The sequence below is a fragment of the Aquincola tertiaricarbonis genome (assembly GCF_023573145.1).
In the GTDB taxonomy this organism is placed as follows: Bacteria; Pseudomonadota; Gammaproteobacteria; order Burkholderiales; family Burkholderiaceae_C; genus Aquincola; species Aquincola tertiaricarbonis_B.
In genome coordinates, this window is record NZ_CP097635.1 from 468,345 (window position 1) to 484,533 (window position 16,189).

The 16,189-nt window shown below is 69.5% G+C and carries 9 protein-coding genes; 7 read left to right on the forward strand and 2 right to left on the reverse strand.

What is annotated here, in order from left to right; all coding sequences use genetic code 11:
- Positions 1–10: 10 nt before the first annotated feature.
- The 3 genes from MW290_RS02145 (at position 11) to MW290_RS02155 (ending at position 6,291) form a co-directional block, all read left to right on the forward strand.
- Positions 11–1,402 (forward strand): L-serine ammonia-lyase, encoded by a 1,392-nt coding sequence (locus MW290_RS02145; RefSeq protein WP_250195678.1) that lies wholly within the window; start codon positions 11–13, stop codon positions 1,400–1,402.
- Positions 1,396–5,208: a PAS domain-containing hybrid sensor histidine kinase/response regulator gene (locus MW290_RS02150; protein WP_250195679.1), complete on the forward strand. Its 3,813-nt coding sequence runs from the start codon at positions 1,396–1,398 to the stop codon at positions 5,206–5,208. The genes MW290_RS02145 and MW290_RS02150 overlap by 7 nt, the downstream gene beginning before the upstream one ends.
- 120 nt (positions 5,209–5,328) lie before the next feature.
- The gene (locus MW290_RS02155; protein WP_250195680.1) at positions 5,329–6,291 is read left to right on the forward strand and encodes an alpha/beta fold hydrolase; all 963 of its coding nucleotides are present in this window, start codon (positions 5,329–5,331) and stop codon (positions 6,289–6,291) included.
- Positions 6,292–6,386: 95 nt separating this feature from the next.
- Here the strand turns inward: MW290_RS02155 and MW290_RS02160 are convergent, their stop codons facing one another.
- Positions 6,387–7,394: a PEP-CTERM sorting domain-containing protein gene (locus MW290_RS02160; protein ID WP_250195681.1), complete on the reverse strand. Its 1,008-nt coding sequence runs from the start codon at positions 7,392–7,394 to the stop codon at positions 6,387–6,389.
- A gap of 2 nt (positions 7,395–7,396) precedes the next feature.
- On the reverse strand, positions 7,397–8,293 hold the full coding sequence (locus MW290_RS02165) for a PEP-CTERM sorting domain-containing protein (RefSeq protein ID WP_250195682.1): 897 nt from the start codon (positions 8,291–8,293) through the stop codon (positions 7,397–7,399).
- A gap of 137 nt (positions 8,294–8,430) precedes the next feature.
- Between MW290_RS02165 and MW290_RS02170 the strand changes: the two genes are divergently transcribed.
- The 4 genes from MW290_RS02170 (at position 8,431) to MW290_RS02185 (ending at position 16,158) form a co-directional block, all read left to right on the forward strand.
- On the forward strand, positions 8,431–9,009 hold the full coding sequence (locus MW290_RS02170) for an ECF-type sigma factor (RefSeq protein WP_250195683.1): 579 nt from the start codon (positions 8,431–8,433) through the stop codon (positions 9,007–9,009).
- 40 nt (positions 9,010–9,049) lie between these two features.
- Complete coding sequence (locus MW290_RS02175; protein ID WP_250195684.1) at positions 9,050–11,908, forward strand: serine/threonine-protein kinase; 2,859 nt, start codon at positions 9,050–9,052, stop codon at positions 11,906–11,908.
- 66 nt (positions 11,909–11,974) lie between these two features.
- Positions 11,975–15,286 (forward strand): hemagglutinin repeat-containing protein, encoded by a 3,312-nt coding sequence (locus tag MW290_RS02180; protein ID WP_250195685.1) that lies wholly within the window; start codon positions 11,975–11,977, stop codon positions 15,284–15,286.
- Positions 15,283–16,158 carry a PoNe immunity protein domain-containing protein gene (locus MW290_RS02185; RefSeq protein ID WP_250195686.1) on the forward strand — a complete coding sequence of 292 codons (876 nt, stop codon included), beginning with the start codon at positions 15,283–15,285 and terminating at the stop codon, positions 16,156–16,158. The genes MW290_RS02180 and MW290_RS02185 overlap by 4 nt, the downstream gene beginning before the upstream one ends.
- Positions 16,159–16,189: the final 31 nt, after the last annotated feature.

Here is a 16,189-nt window from a genome sequence, read left to right on the forward strand (position 1 = left end):
GCTTTGCCGCATGGCCGTCTCCGCGTTCGACCTTTTCAAGATCGGCATCGGGCCGAGCAGTTCGCACACCGTCGGCCCGATGCGGGCCGCCCGCCTGTTCACGCTGCGGTTGGTGCATGAAGGCCTGCTGCCGCGCACCGCGCGGGTGCAGGCGCAGCTCTACGGCTCGCTGGGCGCCACCGGCAAGGGCCACGGCAGCGACAAGGCAGTGCTGCTGGGCCTGGCCGGCCATGAACCCGACACCGTGGACGTGGACGCGGTGCCCGCGCTGCTCGCCGCCATCGCCAGCAGCGGGCGCATCGCGTTGCACGGCGCGCACGACATCGGCTTCCAGGCCGCGAAGGACCTGGTCTTCCACCGCCGGCAGAGCCTGCCCTTCCATGCCAACGGCATGCGCTTTTCCGCCTTCGACGCCAGCGGCGCCGAGTTGGCCGACAAGGTGTATTACTCGGTGGGTGGCGGCTTCATCGTCAGCGACGAAGTGGCCGCCGACGGCAGCCGGCAGAAGGTCATCGCCCCCGACACCACGGTGCTGCCGCTGCCTTTTGCCAGCGGCGCCGAGCTGCTGCAGGTGTGCGCGCGCGAGGGGCTGAGCATCGCGCAGGTGATGCGCCGCAATGAGCGCCACTGGCGCACCGACGCCGAGATCGACGCTGGCCTGCTGAAGATCTGGCAGGTGATGCAGGCCTGCGTGCAGCGCGGCTGCCGCGCCGAAGGCGTGCTGCCCGGCGGCTTCAAGGTGCGGCGCCGCGCAGCGGCACTGCATGCGGCGCTGACCAGCCACCCCGAGGCCGCGCTGCGCGACCCGCTGCAGGTGCTGGACTGGGTGAACCTGTATGCGCTGGCCGTGAACGAGGAGAACGCCGCCGGTGGTCGCGTGGTCACCGCGCCCACCAACGGCGCGGCCGGCATCGTGCCGGCGGTGCTGCACTACTACGCCCGCTTCGTGCATGGCGCCAGCGATGCCGGCGTCGTCGACTTCCTGCTCACCGCCGCGGCCATCGGCATCCTGTACAAGGAAAACGCCTCCATCAGCGGCGCCGAAGTCGGCTGCCAGGGCGAGGTGGGCGTGGCCTGCTCCATGGCCGCCGGCGCCTTGTGCGCGGTGATGGGCGGCACGCCCGAGCAGGCCGAGAACGCCGCCGAGATCGGCATGGAGCACCACCTGGGCCTGACCTGCGACCCGGTGGGCGGCCTGGTGCAGATCCCGTGCATCGAACGCAACGCCATCGCCTCCGTCAAGGCCATCAACGCAGCGCGCATGGCGCTGCGGGGCGACGGCACCCACCATGTATCGCTGGACAAGGTGATCAAGACCATGCGCGAGACCGGTGCCGACATGCAGACCAAATACAAGGAAACCGCCCGCGGCGGTCTGGCCGTCAACATCGTCGAATGCTGATGCGCCACGGCCGCGGTTGGATCATCGCGACGGCGTTGTCCACGCTGCTGGTGTGCAGCGCGGTGGCCACCGCCTACTCGCTGCAAGCCCGGCGGGCGGCGCAGTCGGCCGTCACCTCGCTGGCGCTCAAGCAGGCGGCCAACGACGTGCACGAGGCCTTCCACCACGTCACGCTGTCGGGCCACCCCGCCTCGCCCTGGAATCGCACGCAGGGCGAGGCACTGCTGCAGCGTGCCGCCGACACCTTGGACCAGCTGTCGCGCGACCAGGCCGGCGCACCCCGGCTGGACGGGCTGCGCAGTGCGCTCGACCGACTGCGTGAACTGCCCGCCATCGACGCCGGGCCCGGCGAGGCCGTGGTGCGCGCGCAGCTGACGCTGCACGACATCCACGAGCAGGTGCAAGCCATCGACGAAGCGTTGCAGGCCCACGACCGCGCCGAGACGCAGCGCCTGTCGCGGGTGTTCGATGCCACGCTGGTGCTGTCGGGTCTGCTGCTGCTGGGCCTGTGGAGCGCGATGCTGCGGGCCGAGCGCGCGCGCACGCGCGCAGGCGAGGCCCTGGAGGCCAGTGCAGAGCGTTGGCGCAGCACGTTGTCGGCGCTGGCCGAAGCGGTGATCACCGTCGATGCCGAGGGCCGTCTGGTGGACTGCAATGCGGCGGCGCTGCGGCTCCTGGGCGGCCGCACACCGCCGGGCCAGCCCTTCGATCCCGTCGGCCAGGTCTTGAGTGCGCACTGGCCGCTGCAGCACCCCGACGGGCGGCCGATGACGCAGGCCGAGGCCCCCAGCCGGCGTGTGCTGAGCACCGGCCAGCCGCAGCGCGACCTCATCGTGGGGGCCGACTATTCCGGCGACGGCCTGCGGCTGTACCGCGCCAATGCCGAGCCGCTGCTGGAAGGCCAGCAGATCACCGGCGTGGTGATCACGCTGGCCGACGTCACCGAGCAGCAGCTGGCCAGCCAGCAGCTGGCGATGCACAGCGACCGGCTGGAAGAGCTGGTGGATGCGCGCACGCGCGAGCTGCAGTCGGCGCTGGCCGCCCAGCGCGAGGCCGAGCGCTTCACGCAGGACATCCTGGATGCGCAGCCCACGCTGCTGGCCTACTGGGGCCGCGACCTGCGGCTGCGCTTTGCCAACCGCGCCTACCTGGACTGGTTCGGCCTCGACCGGGCGCAGTGCATCGGCGGCACCGTGCCCGAGGTGCTGGGCGAAGAGACGCTGCAGCGCCAGCTGGGCTCCATCCGCCGGGTATTGGACGGCGAGCCGGTGGAGATGGAACTCGACATGACCGACCCTGCCGGCCGTGTCGGGCACTTCTGGGTGCACCGGCTGCCCGAACGCCGCAACGGCCAGGTGGAAGGCTGGTTCTTCATCGCCACCAACATCACCGAGCTGGTGGAGGCCAAGCGCTTCACGCGGCTGGTGGCCGACAGCATCCCCGGCGTCATCGGCTACTGGCGCATGGACATGACCTGCGGCTTCGCCAACCAGGCCTACCGCGCCTGGTTCGGCCGCGGGCCGGACGAGGTGGTGGGCATGCGCGCGCAGGACCTGGTGAGCCGCGAGGCCTATGCCCAGGCCGAACCCTACATCCAGCGCGCGTTGCAGGGCGAGCGGCAGGACTACCAGCGCCAGATCGTGCGCGCCGACGGCGTGACGGTGGATGCGCTGCTGAGCTACATCCCGCACTGGGTGGACGGCGAGCAGCAGGGCTTCTTCGTCGCCATCACCGACATCACCGCGCTGAAGCAGGCGCAAACCCAGCTGGCCTGGCTGAACACCCAGCTGGAGGCCCGCGCCGCGCAGGCCGAATCGGCCACCAGCGCCAAGAGCGCCTTCCTGGCCAACATGAGCCACGAGATCCGCACGCCGATGAACGCCATCATCGGCCTGACGCACCTGATGTCGCGCGACACCCGCGACACGCTGCAGCGCGACCGGCTGCTCAAGATCGACGGCGCGGCCAAGCACCTGCTGCAGCTGATCAACGACATCCTCGACCTGTCGAAGATCGAGGCCGGCAAGATGGTGCTGGAGGACGTGGAGTTCTCGGTGGACGCGCTGGTGAGCGGCGCCTTCGACCTGGTGGGCGACCGCGCCCGCGAGAAGGGCCTGGAGCTGGTGCTGGACACCGACCACCTGCCCGCCCGGCTGCGTGGCGACCCCACGCGCCTGTCGCAGGCGCTGGTCAACCTGCTGGGCAATGCGGTGAAGTTCACCGACAGCGGCTGGGTGCGGCTGAAGGCCGAGCTGCTGTCCGAGGAGCGGCGGCGGCTGCAGGTGCGCTTTGAAGTGGCCGACACCGGCGAGGGCATCTCCCCGGCCGACCAGGGGCGCCTCTTCCATGCCTTCGAGCAGGCCGATGCCTCGGCCACCCGCCGCCATGCCGGCACCGGCCTGGGCCTGGCCATCACCCGCCACCTGGCCGAGCTGATGGGCGGTGAGGTGGGCGTGGACAGCCGCCCGGGCCAGGGCAGCCGCTTCTGGTTCACCGCCTGGCTGGGCCGCGCGGCCGAAGCCGGCGACCAGGCCGCGCCGCCGCCGCTGCGCCACCTGCGCGCACTGGTGGTGGACGACCTGCCCGAGGCGCGCCAGGCCATCGAAGACCGGCTGCGCGACTTCGGGCTGGAGGTGGAAGGCCTGGCCGACGGTGAAGCCGCACTGCGCCAGGTGCAGGCCCGCATGAAGGCCGGCAAGCCCTACGACGTGTTCCTGATCGACTGGCACATGGCGCCGCTGGACGGCATCGCCACGCTCAACCGCCTGCGCGAGATGCTGGACGACGGCATGCCACCCAGCATCCTGGTCACCGCCTTCGACGAGGCGCCGATGTGGCAGCAGGCGCGCGCCGCCCACTACGACGCGGTGCTGGTCAAGCCCATCACCGCTTCGGCGCTGCTGGATGCGCTGGCGCGTGTGCTGCGCCCGCGCGGCGAGATGCTGGCGATGGACGGCGGCAGCCCCAGCGAGCAGGAAGCGCTGCTGCGCCGCCACCATGCCGGCCAGCGCGTGCTGCTGGTGGAGGACAACGCCGTCAACCAGGAGGTGGCGCACGAGCTGCTGCGCGCCGCCGGCCTGGCGGTGGAAACCGCGGAGAACGGCGCGCGGGCCCTGGCCCTGGTGCGCCAGCGCGACTACGACGCCATCCTGATGGACATGCAGATGCCGGTGATGGATGGCCTGGAAGCCACCCGCGCCATCCGCGCCCAGCTGGGCCGCGGCCTGCCCATCATCGCGATGACGGCCAATGCCTTCGGCGAAGACCGTGTGGCCTGCCTGGAAGCCGGCATGAACGACCACCTGGCCAAGCCGGTGGACCCGGTGAAGCTGTACGCCACGCTGCTGCGCTGGCTGCCCCGGCGCTCGGCCGTGCCCGCGCTGGCCCGGCCGCCGGACCAGACACCGGGCAGCGCCAGCCCCGCCGAACGGCCGCTGGACGTGCGGCTGGCCGCCATCGAGGGCCTGGACATCGCCGCCGCGATGCGCCACATGGGCGACAACCTGCCCGGCCTGGCGCGTGTGCTGCGCCAGTTCGCCAACACCTACGAGGCAGGCCTGCCCCAGCTGCTGGTGGCCCCCGACCCGGCCGACCCCGCGGCGCAGGCCAGCGCCCGGCGCCAGGCCAGCCACTCGCTGCGCGGCGCCAGCGCCAGCATCGGCGCCAGCGACCTGGTGCCCCGGCTGCAGGCCTACGAGGCCGCGGTGGCGGCGCAGGAAGACGAAGCCACGCTGCTGCAACGCGGACAGGCCATCCACGCCGAGGTGCTGGCCCTGGTGGGCGCGATCCGGCGGGAGCTGGGTTAGCGAAGGCGGCCCACGCCGGGCCAGACTCCGAATGTCGATGGTCGGCTTTCTTCTTTCGGGCGGGCGCTCGCCCGCCCTAAGCTGGCCGCCGTTTCCATGGCACATCGGCACCGTACACGCATGCTCAAAACCCTGGCCTACGCCCTCCTCCTGATCGCCGTGCTGCTCAGCGTCGGCCTGGCCGCGGCCTGGCTTTACCTGCGCACGCCGGACCGCCCTGCGGCCGAGCTGGAACGCCGCTATGCGGGCGCCGACGATCACTTCATCGAGCTGCCGGGCGGCCTGCGCCTGCATTACCGCGACCAGGGCGACCGCTCGCGGCCGGTGCTGGTGCTGCTGCATGGCTATGGCGACTCGTACGCCACCTGGGAAGCCTGGGGCCAGGCGCTGCAGGACCGCTACCGCGTCATCAGCCTGGACCTGCCCGGCCACGGGCTGAGCGCAGCACCCGCGGACTACCTGCTGGACGCCGACGCGCTGGCCGCCCTGGTGGTGGATGTCGCCACCCGACTGGGGCTGCCGCCCTTCGTGCTGGCGGGCAACTCGATGGGCGGCGGCGTGGCCTGGAAGGTGGCGCTGCTGGCGCCCCGGCAGCTGCGTGCGCTGGTGCTGGTGGCCGCGGCGGGCTGGCCGGCCCACACGCAGGGGCAGAGCCCCTCGCTGGCTTTCCGGGTGCTGCAGCATCCGATCGGGCGCTGGGTGCTGGCACGCATCGACAACAAGCCCTTGATCGCCCAGGGCCTGAAGGCCCAGGTGCACGACAAGGGCCTGATCACCGAGGCGGTGGTGCAGCGCTGGGCCGACTACCAGCTGTACCCGGGCCATCGGACCATCCTGATGTCGGCGCCGCCGGGCAGCCATTCACAGGCCACGGCCGAGAAGCTGGCCGCCATCCGGCTGCCCACACTCGTGATGCACGGCGAGTACGACCCGCTGATCCCGGTGGAAAACAGCCGCAAGTTCGCCAGCGCCATCGCCGGTGCACGGCTGATCACCTACCCCCAGGTCGGCCATCTGCCGCAGCGCGAGATCCCGGCCCGGTCGGCCGCCGACCTGCGCGCCTTCATGGACACGCTGCGCTGAGCGTGACGCTGACGGTGCGCGGCTGGCCGGCGGCGGCCACGTTGAGGTCGTCCTGGGTGGCCGGGCGCTTGCCGAGCGTGAGCGACGTTGCCGCCTTAGCTGAGCTCGGGCAGGACTTGATCGTGGCCCGACAGATCGCCCAGCAGCACCGACTTGAAGTCCTTGAGCGTGGCGAAGTCCGGCGCCAGGCTCCAACCAGTCTTGGTGTGGTCCCGGTCGGCGGCATCACCGTAGCCCAACCGAAAGATGCCGATCAGCCCCCCCAGCCCCAGCAGCATCAAGGCCCCGCTGGCGGGCTCGGGCACCGGCGCCAGAAAGTTGGTGCCGCTGGCGCCGATGGTGTTGAGCCCGGCCACCGACGGCGTCAGGCTGTAGGCGGCCGAGTGGTAGAAGTCGGCCACACCGCTGCGCGTGGTGGTGGCCGAGCTGTCCACGCTGGCGCCCACGTTCAGGTACCCGGTGATGCCCAGATCGTGGCCGACCTGGGTGTTCAGCGTCAGCAGGTACAGGCCGGGGGCCTGGCTGGCAGCGTTCCAGCGCAGGCTCACCGTTTCGCGGGTGATCTTGTCTTCCAGCCGCACCTCGGCCACCCCGTGAACGCCGACGTGACCCCCCATCTCGAAGCTGGGGCTGCTGATGCTGCCGTTGATGCGCAGGCCCACGGTGTACTGCACCGGCGTGCCGTCCGTCAGGCCGCCCCCGGTGACGGCCACGGTGTCGGTGAAGCCGGCGTCCACCGTGGCGTTGCTGAAGCCGCTGGTGACCAGTTCGCCGCCAATGGTGCAGCAGTAGGGGTGGCTGGCCGCGGCATACGCCTTCAGCAGGCCGATGCGGCCCAGGAACTTCACCTCGGCCGTGCCGCCGTTGGAGGTGCTGATGCGGTCATCCATCACCTGCAGCTTGGCAGCCTCGGGGGAGTCGAACAGGGTGAGGTAGGTGGGCCGGCTGTGGTCCTCGCGGGGCGCGGGCGAGGTCATCACCGAGGTCACCGTGGTGGTGACCATCAGCGACGAGTTCTGCGCCCAGGGCTGGGTGGGGCCGAGCGCCAGGGCACCGATCAGCGCGCTTGCTGCGGCAAGCCGCGGAGCATGGGAGCGGTGCATGGTCAGCGCTCCTGGGCGGGGGCAGCCAGCGTGAGGGGGCTGCGCCGGCCGCCCAGCACGGCCAGCGCAGCCAGACCGCTGCACCACAGCAGGGTGGTCGCGGGTTCGGGCACCGGCGCCAGGAAGTCGGTGCCGCTGGCGCCGATGGTGTTGAGCCCGGCCACGGAAGGCGCCAGGTTGTAGCCGGCCGAATGGTAGAAATCCACCTCGGCATGGCGGCCGATCACCGCGCCGGCCTCGACATGGGTGTCGGCGAACAGCATGCCCTGGATGGACAGCGTGTGGCCCACCGCGGTGGCCAGCGTCAGCGTGTAGAGCCCGGTGGCCTGTTCCGCCGCGTCCCACTTCAGGCTCACCTCCTGGCCGCTGCTGCTGTCCCGCAGGCGGGCTTCGGCCATCGCCACCGCATACAGGTTGGCGCCGCTCTCGAAGCTGGGGTTGCTGACCGTGCCGCTGAGCCGCAGCACCAGCTGGTAGCTCACGGGCGTGCCCACGGCCAGACCGTCGCCGCCCACCAGCACCTCGTCGTAGAAGCTGCCCTGCACCGTGGCATTGGCGCCGCCCAGCAACACCGTGGTGCCTTCGATGCAGCAGCGGGCGTAGTTGGATTCGGCATAGGCCTTCAGCAGGCCGATGCGGCCCTGGAACCGCGCGGTGGCGTTGCCATGGTCCGCCGTGGCAAAGCTGTCCAGCCGCTGCAGCGTGGTGGCGCCGGGCTGGTTGAAGAAGTTCAGGTTCTGGGCGTCGGTGTCGGTGCCGCCCGGCGCGGGCAGAAAGCTCACGGTGCGTGCGTTGGACGTCGCGGTGAGCTGGTAGGTGGCGTGGGCCGACAGTGGCAGCAGCGCCGCCACCAGTGCCAGGGCGGCGGCGTGGCGGGACAGGGTCGGACGAATGGGCATGGGGGCTCCTCGGCAAGTGCAGGGTGACCGTCCTCTCGACGGCGGATCCATCAGCCCAGCCAACGAGGCCATCGACCGCATCTGGACAAGCCTGCCTCCCATGAACGTGGGGGTGGGCCACCATGACCCATGCGAACATGAAAACCATGCCGCCGCCCGCCCCCAACGACAGCGCCGACCGCACCGACGAGGCCGACGACCAGCCACCTGCCAGCTGGCAGGCCGCCTACCCCGAGCTGAAGAAAATCGCCCGCGCCCGCCTTCAGGCCGCCGGGACGGGCACGCCCGGGCTCAACACCACGGCCTTGGTGCACGAAAGCTTTCTGCGCCTGGCCGGCCGGATGGACACGCTGCACTTCGACAGCCGCGGCCACTTCTATGCCTATGCCGCGCGGGTGATGCGCTCCGTCATCGTCGACCTGGTGCGCCAGCAGGCCACCGACCGGCGCGGCGGTGGTGCCGCCCATGTGACGCTGGACACCGTGCTGGCCGACGGCCTGGCCGGCCCCGACGACGCGGAGGCGCTGCGCGTGGACGAGGCGCTGACCACCCTGGCCACGGTGGAGCCGCGCCTGGCCCAGGTGGTGGAGATGCGCTACTTCGCCGGCATGGCCGATGCCGAGATCGCCCAGGTGCTGAGCCTGACCGACCGCACCGTGCGCCGCGACTGGGACAAGGCGCGGCTGCTGCTGCGGTCGATGTTGAGCCAGCCCTGATGTCCGCTTCGGCCTCCCTGTCCCGTTGGCCGCTGCAGCGATGACCGCCCTGCCCTGCCCGCCCGAACATTGGCCCGCCTTTTCGCGCCGGCTGGATGCCCTGCTGGCGCTGCCCGCCGAACAGCGTGCCGACGCGCTGCAAGCGCTGCCCGCTGAAGAAGCCGTGCTGCGCCCCTGGCTGGCCGCCGTGCTGGCACAGCAGGCCGACGCACTGGCCGACCACTACCTGAGCACGCCGCGCTGGGCGCCCGCGGCCGACGAGGCACCGGTGCACCGGACGGGCCAGCGCATCGGCCCCTGGCAGCTGCTGCGCGAGCTGGGCCACGGCGGCATGGGCGTGGTGTGGCTGGCCGAGCGGGCCGATGGCGCCTATGCCCGCCAGGTGGCACTGAAGCTGCCCCATCTGCACCTGCTGGAAAACCTCAACGCCGCGGGCGTGCGGGCCCGCTTCGCCCGCGAGCGCGACATCCTGGCCGGGCTGGCGCACCCGCACATCGCGCGCTTCTACGACGCCGGTGTCACCGACGCTGCCGGCCCCGATGGCGAGGCCGCCGCCGGCCAGCCCTGGCTGGCGCTGGAGGCGGTGGAAGGCCTGCCCATCACCACCTGGTGCCAGCAACGCGCGCTGCCGCTGGACGCCCGGCTGGCGCTGTTCGACCAGGTGGCCGACGCCGTGGCCCATGCCCACGGCCGGCTGGTGGCCCACCGAGACCTCAAGCCCGCCAACGTGCTGGTGACGGCCGATGGGCAGGTCAAGCTGCTGGACTTCGGCATCGCCAAACTGCTGCAGGCCGGTGACGGCGGCGACCCCACCGCCAACGCCGACAGCACCGCCCTGACCCGCGCCCTGGGTGTGCTGGCCACGCCGCGCTACGCCGCGCCCGAGCAGCTGGCCGGTGGCCCGGTGAGCGTGGCCACCGACGTCTACGCGCTGGGGCTGATGCTGTTCGAGCTGCTGACCGACCAGCCGGCCTTTGGCGCCGACACCCCGGGCCGGCACCGCGAGACCACGCGCGACGAACCGCCGCAGCCCTCGCGCGTGGCTGCCACACCGGCGCTGCGCCGAGCGCTGGCCGGCGACCTGGACGCCATCGTCGCGCAGGCGCTGCAGCCGGCGCCCGAGGCGCGCTACCCCTCGGTGGCGGCGCTGGCCGACGACCTGCGCCGCCACCGCCGGCACCTGCCGCTGCGGGCGCGCCGGCTCAGCACGGGCCAGCGGCTGGCGCGCTATGTGCGCCGCCACCGGCTGCCAGTGGCGCTGGGCAGCGCGCTGGCGCTGGTGCTGGTGGTGGGCGTGGCCGGCGTGGCATGGCAGGCCCACGAGGCCCGCGCCCAGGCCCGCCGTGCCGAGGCGGTGAAGGACTTTCTGCTGGGTGTGTTCAGCGCCGCCGATCCGCGTGTGGCCGGCGGCAAGCCGGACGGCCAGACCACCGCCAAGACCCTGCTCGACCGCAGCGCCGCGCGCATCGACGCCCAGTTCGCCCATGACCCCGACCTGCGCATCGAGCTGCTGCGCACCGCCGCCGACATCTACCGCGAGCTGGGCGAAGACGCCGCCTACGAAGCCCTGCAGCAGCGCCAGCTGGCCGTGGTGCTGCAGCACCACGGCCCGCTGCACCCCAACGTGCTGGAAGGCCAGCTGGAAGCCGCCATGCGCGCCTACGGCCGCGGTGATCAGGACGAATGCCGCCGGCTACTGGCGGTGGCCGACGAGGGCCTGCGCCGCGCCGGCCGCGAGCGTGATCCGCTGCGCGCCCATTGGTGGACCACGCGCGGCATCTGCCTGCGCGACCAGCCCGACCAGGCCGACGCCCGGCTGCAGGCCCTGCAGCGCGGCGCCGCGCTGTCCGCCGAGGTGGAAGCCGGCGGCCGTGGCCACGTCACCGCCCTGGCCGAGCTGGCCACCGAGCACAGCACCCAGGGCCGGCAGGCCGAGGCCATCGCCACCAACCGCCAGGCCATCGCCATGGCCCAAGCCCTGCCGCAGCGCAACGAGGCCGAGCTGCAGACCCTGTACGGCAACCTGGGCCTGGCCCTGCAGCAAAGCGGCGATCTGGCCGCCGCCGCCGCGGCCTATGGCCAGGCCGCCGACATCGCCGAGCGCACCAGCGGCGCCGGCTTCCCGGTGGCCTGGCTGCCCCGCGCCAAGCATGCACGCACGCTGCACCTGGCCGGGCAGCGGGCCGAGGCGCAGCCGCTGTTCGAGCGCCTGCTGGCGCAGATCGGCGACCGCACCGACCTGCCCGATGCCAACGTGGTGCGCGAGGACGCCGGTGAACGCCTGGCCGCCGAGGGCCGCGCCGCGCAAGGGCTGCCCTTGCTGCTGCAGGCCCAGGCCGCCTACAGCCGCACCGCGCAGTACGACTTCGACCAGCGCCGGGTGCAGCGCCACATCGGCGACGCGCTGGCCCGCCTGGGCCGCCATGAAGAAGCGCTGGCCACGCTGCGCAGCGCCATGGCCGCCTTCGAGGCCGCCGACCCACCCGGCCGGCAGCCCACCGCGGCCTGCCGCGAGCGCCTGGGCCGGCTGCTGCTGGACATGGGCCGGCCCCAGGAAGCGCAGCAGCACCTGCAGCGCGTGGTCGACGAAGCCGCCGTCAAGACCTGGAGCCACGTGGCCCTGGCCCAGGCCGGCCTGGCCCGCGCCGCGCTGGCCCGTGGTGCGCTGCCCAAAGCCCAGGCCCTGAGCCAGCAGGCCCTGGCCACCTGGGACCGGCTGACCGGCTTTCGTGACGTGCGCATGCAGGCCTACTTGTGGCGCGTGCGCGCCGCGGTGCTGGCTGCGGCCGGCGACACCGCCGCCGCCCAGGCCCTGCGCGACCGCGCCCTGGCCGCCGCCCGCCGCACCGATGCACCGGACAGCCCGACGGTGTTGCAGCCGGGGGTGGTGGGGTTGTGAGGGTAGCTAGCGGTTGAGCGGGAACCGCGCGGGACAAACGTTTAAGGTCGCCAGCCAGGTACGGAGGTGTGGCGCTCGACCAATTGCTCTCATGGCGGTTCAATCAGGAATGCCAACAACTTCAAGAAGGAGAGCAGCACCGAAGACGTGGGCAGCCAGATCAAGGCCGCGGGTACCGTTGCGCTGACCGCGGGCCAGGACTTGAACGCCAAAGCGGCGACGCTTGAGAGTTCGATGGCCGGTGTCAGCCTCACGGCAGGTCGCGATCTAGCATTGCTGGCGGGCGAAGCGACCGACGTCATCGAGCAGATGAGCCAGAGGACCAAGCGTGGCTTCCTCAAGAAAAAGACCACCACCAGCTACAGCAAGAGCGAGGAGACGACCGCGCTCGGCACCGTAGTCTCAGGGCAAACACTGAACATCCAGGCTGGACGGGACCTCGGTATGTCGGCAGCACAGGCCGTGTCCGATCGGGGAACGAATCTGCAGGCCGGCGGCAACATCACGATCGACGGAGTGGCCGACCGCCTGGTCACCGAACAGTTCAGCAAGACCACCAAGTCGGGCCTGTTCGGCGGCGGTGGCCTGGGCATCACCATCGGCAAACAGTCCTTGGCACAAGCAGTCAAGACCAGCCAGGACCAGTATCACGGTTCCATAGTGGGCGCGGTGCAGGGGGACGTCAGCATCACCGCAGGCGGGGGCTATCGCCAGGTCGGCTCACAGGTTCAAGCCCCCGGTGGTGATGTGAGCATCCAGGCTAAGGCGGTCGACATCGTCGAGGCCCGTGAACTTGCGAGCCAGAACGCAGAGACGCAATTCAAGCGCAGTGGCCTGTCAGTATCGGTGACCAGCCCGGTCATCAGCGCGCTTCAAACAGCCCGCAGCCAGCTCAAGGCAGGCAGCCAAGCCAGCGATGCACGCATCAAGTCCTTGGCTGCAGCCAACATCGCCCTCAACGGCCAACAAGCCGTGGATGCTGTGCAGGCCGGCCGAGCGCTGGAGGGCGGCAACGCCGCTGACAAGGCCGGCGGCATAGGGGTCAGCATCAGCCTGGGCAGCACGCGCAGCCAGAGCCAACAGAACAGCCAGGCGGACAACGCCCATGGCAGCAGCGTGCGGGCAGGTGGCGATATCACCATCCAGGCGATCGGCGCGGGCCAGAACAGCGACCTCTCCGTTCGTGGCAGTGAGATCAGCGCTGCCGGCCATACGCTGCTGCGGGCCGAGGACCAGCTCAACCTGGTCGCCGCCCAAAACAGCACCCAGGAAAGCAGCCGCAGCAGGAACAGCAGCGGCAGCATCGGGGTGGGTATCAACCTGGGGTCGAACGGCGTCAGCGCAGGCGTGACCCTGAGCGCCAGCGCTGGCAAAGGCCAAGGCGCAGGCGACGCCACCAGCTACAGCAACAGCCAGATCAGCGGCAATCGTGTCACGTTGGAGAGCGGTGGCGACACCACCCTCCGGGGCGCCGTCGTCCAGGGCGAACGTGTCAGGGTCACAGCCGGTGGCAACCTCGGCATCGAAAGCCTGCAGGACCACAACCAGTACCGCGAGAAGAGTCAACAGGTCGGCGGCAGCGTGACCTTCGGCCCCTCGCCCGCTGGCAGCCTGAGTGCGGCCCAGACCAAGATCAACAGCGACTTCCTGAGCGTAGGCGAGCAGAGCGCGATCCGGGCGGGCGATGGAGGCTTTGATGTGCAGGTGGCGGGTAAGACCCAACTGACCGGCGCTCAGATCACCAGCACGCAGAAGGCTATCGACCAGGACCACAACCGCTACCAAGCCAAGCAGGGCACGACCACGACTGACCTGCAGAACAGCGCCAGCTACAGCGCGCAGAGTGCGAGCGTGAGCCTGGGCGCAGGCACTCAGCCCGGAAAGGGTCTGCAGCTCAGCGGCGCAGGCATCGGCACGGATGACGGCAGCGCCAGCTCGACGAGCACGGCTGGCCTCAGCGGGATGGCGGGCAATACTGCCGCTCGCACCCGGGACACGGAGTTGGGCCTCAAGCCCATCTTCGACAAAGACAAGGCGCGCCAGGAGGTCAACGCGCAAGTGGCCATCACCAGCGAGTTCGGTAGGCAGATCATCCCGGTGGCCGCCGAAACGGCCGACCAAAGGGCGATTGATCTGCGGCGCCAGGGGAACGAAGAGGAAGCAAAAAAATGGGATGAAGGCGGCGTTTATCGCAACGGCCTGTACACGGCACTGGGCGCGCTGACTGGCGGTGCCGGTGGAGCTTTGGGGGCCGCGGCAAGCGCCACAGTGATCCCGGTGGTGGGGGAGGAGATTGCCAAACTCAACTTGCCCGAAGAGGTGCGGCAAGTGGCAACGCAGCTCGTTGGCGTTGCGGTGGGTGCAGCGGCAGGCGGGAGCGCCGGTGTAAGTGCGGCATTGCCGCAAACGGGTTACAACTATGTCAGTCACAGTCCGTTTGCTCAGGTACGCCGAAGCGTCAGTCAGGAGAACGCCCGGCTCATGAACGAGTGTGAGGCGCGGTGTAACGAGCAGGACTTCAGGCGCATTGACCGCCAGATGAGTGCGCTGGAGGCGGCAGGCAATCTGGTCGCTATCAGCCAAGCGAGCCGGCTCAGCACCGACCAAGCTTTGCAACTGAGCGAGTTAGTGGCCTCGCTGCACCCCGTGTATGGCACCCCGATCGCGCTGTATCAGGCGATTAGCGGGCGTGGGGTGGTCACGCAGAACGACCTGAACTCTGTAGAGCGGTTCTTCAATGGCGTGGCTGCAGCGGTTCCGGCGGGTTCCGCGGCCTACAAAGTCCTGACTAGTGCGGCGGTGCAAACCCGAGTGATCGCCGCGCTAACGGCGAGTGCGGAGCAGGCTCTGGTCAAGTCCGGTGGTGCGCTCGACAGATCAGGTAATGCCCTGATCGACATGAGCAAGCTGAGCAATGAGCAGAAGGGCTTGATGGGTGATCTGTTTGGCCAGAATACAGTCAAGAAAATCGTGCCGGACGGGCAGAAGATCGCTCGCGTTCCAGGCGTGGGTGAGCAGGGGCTGGATGACTTGTACAAGGTCAGCCGCGCAGATGTTGAATACGTCAGCATCGAGTACAAGTTCGTTGGGCAAGACAACAAGGTCGGCTCCCAAGTCTTGAAAAACACCGCCGACGGCAAGCAAGGCAGTACCAGCTGGATTAGTGGGTCTGGGCGGATTGAAAGTGCGGTCGGAGAACAGGCCGCTCCCGCGATCTACAAAGCAATCGACGCTGGCCGATTTGAAAGCTGGGTCGTTACTGTTCGACCTGATGGCTCTACTGTTGTCGAAGTGCTAGACGCGCTGGGCAAGCGCAAGCCAATAGATACTTCAAATATAATAATTCCGAATTTTAACCTGTCTGGAGCCAAGCCATGATCCGAGCAGCAATGGGTGATCAAGCATATTGGGTGCAATGGGGCCAGTTTAGACTTGCTACCATCAGGGACGAAGAGGAGACGTTTAAAAGTCCAAGTGAAAATCCTGTCTATCGGCCTCAGTACGTACTCAACAATACGCTGCATCGCCTTCGATATATCGTAACTCTCTATTCATCGGGTGCGCCCATTCGAGAGCTCTCGCAGCACTTCTCCGGGCTGCTCGATGCCTGGGAGCTGTCGAACCGCCTGAGCGACGAGGTTTGCCGGGAGCACGGCTTGCAGAGTTGTCGGGATTGGGACTTCTCATTGAGCAACCTAAATCACTACAACTGGTGTTTCTGGCTGGTGGGTTTGGCTTTGTGCCTGGAGGTCCCCGAGGCGCAATGGCGGCGTTTGCTAGTGCTCTTAGCAGGAGAAGGTGAAGACGTGTTGCTGGATCGAGTGATCGCCAGCCGCAGCCCCGGGCGTCGTATCGGCCATACCCTTCTCCACGCAAAGCCCTACGGGCGCTTGCTCCAAGCGGTGCAGGCAAGTAAGGAGCAGCAAGCCGCGCTGCTGAAGGACTTCGTTGACTACTGGTATGCCGAACTCAAGCGCCCGCCGCCCCCGAACCGCAAAGCTCCGACAATCCAGCCCTTTTGGTACATCTGGGGTGACCCAGAAAGGCACCCGATCGAGAAAGGCAGCTACTTTGGGCGCTGGTGCATCGAAGCAGCGGCTGCGGTCAAGGCCTTCGGCTTGGATGACCACCTTTGTCTGGGACATGAGCACTACCCCGGCGACTTGCTGAGACCAGACGGCCCCAGCACTCATCCTGCGCGCGATGAACCCAATAGAAGCTGGCTGAGTCGGCTGTTCGCAAAAAATTGAACGGTTACGGGCGCACGGTATCCGTGATCAG

Coding starts and splice junctions, on each gene's coding strand:
- MW290_RS02145 (WP_250195678.1), top strand. CDS start 11: ATGGCCGTCTCCGCGTTCGACCTTTTCAAGATCGGCATCGGGCCGAGC.
- MW290_RS02150 (WP_250195679.1), top strand. CDS start 1,396: ATGCTGATGCGCCACGGCCGCGGTTGGATCATCGCGACGGCGTTGTCC.
- MW290_RS02155 (WP_250195680.1), top strand. CDS start 5,329: ATGCTCAAAACCCTGGCCTACGCCCTCCTCCTGATCGCCGTGCTGCTC.
- MW290_RS02160 (WP_250195681.1), bottom strand. CDS start 7,394: ATGCACCGCTCCCATGCTCCGCGGCTTGCCGCAGCAAGCGCGCTGATC.
- MW290_RS02165 (WP_250195682.1), bottom strand. CDS start 8,293: ATGCCCATTCGTCCGACCCTGTCCCGCCACGCCGCCGCCCTGGCACTG.
- MW290_RS02170 (WP_250195683.1), top strand. CDS start 8,431: ATGAAAACCATGCCGCCGCCCGCCCCCAACGACAGCGCCGACCGCACC.
- MW290_RS02175 (WP_250195684.1), top strand. CDS start 9,050: ATGACCGCCCTGCCCTGCCCGCCCGAACATTGGCCCGCCTTTTCGCGC.
- MW290_RS02185 (WP_250195686.1), top strand. CDS start 15,283: ATGATCCGAGCAGCAATGGGTGATCAAGCATATTGGGTGCAATGGGGC.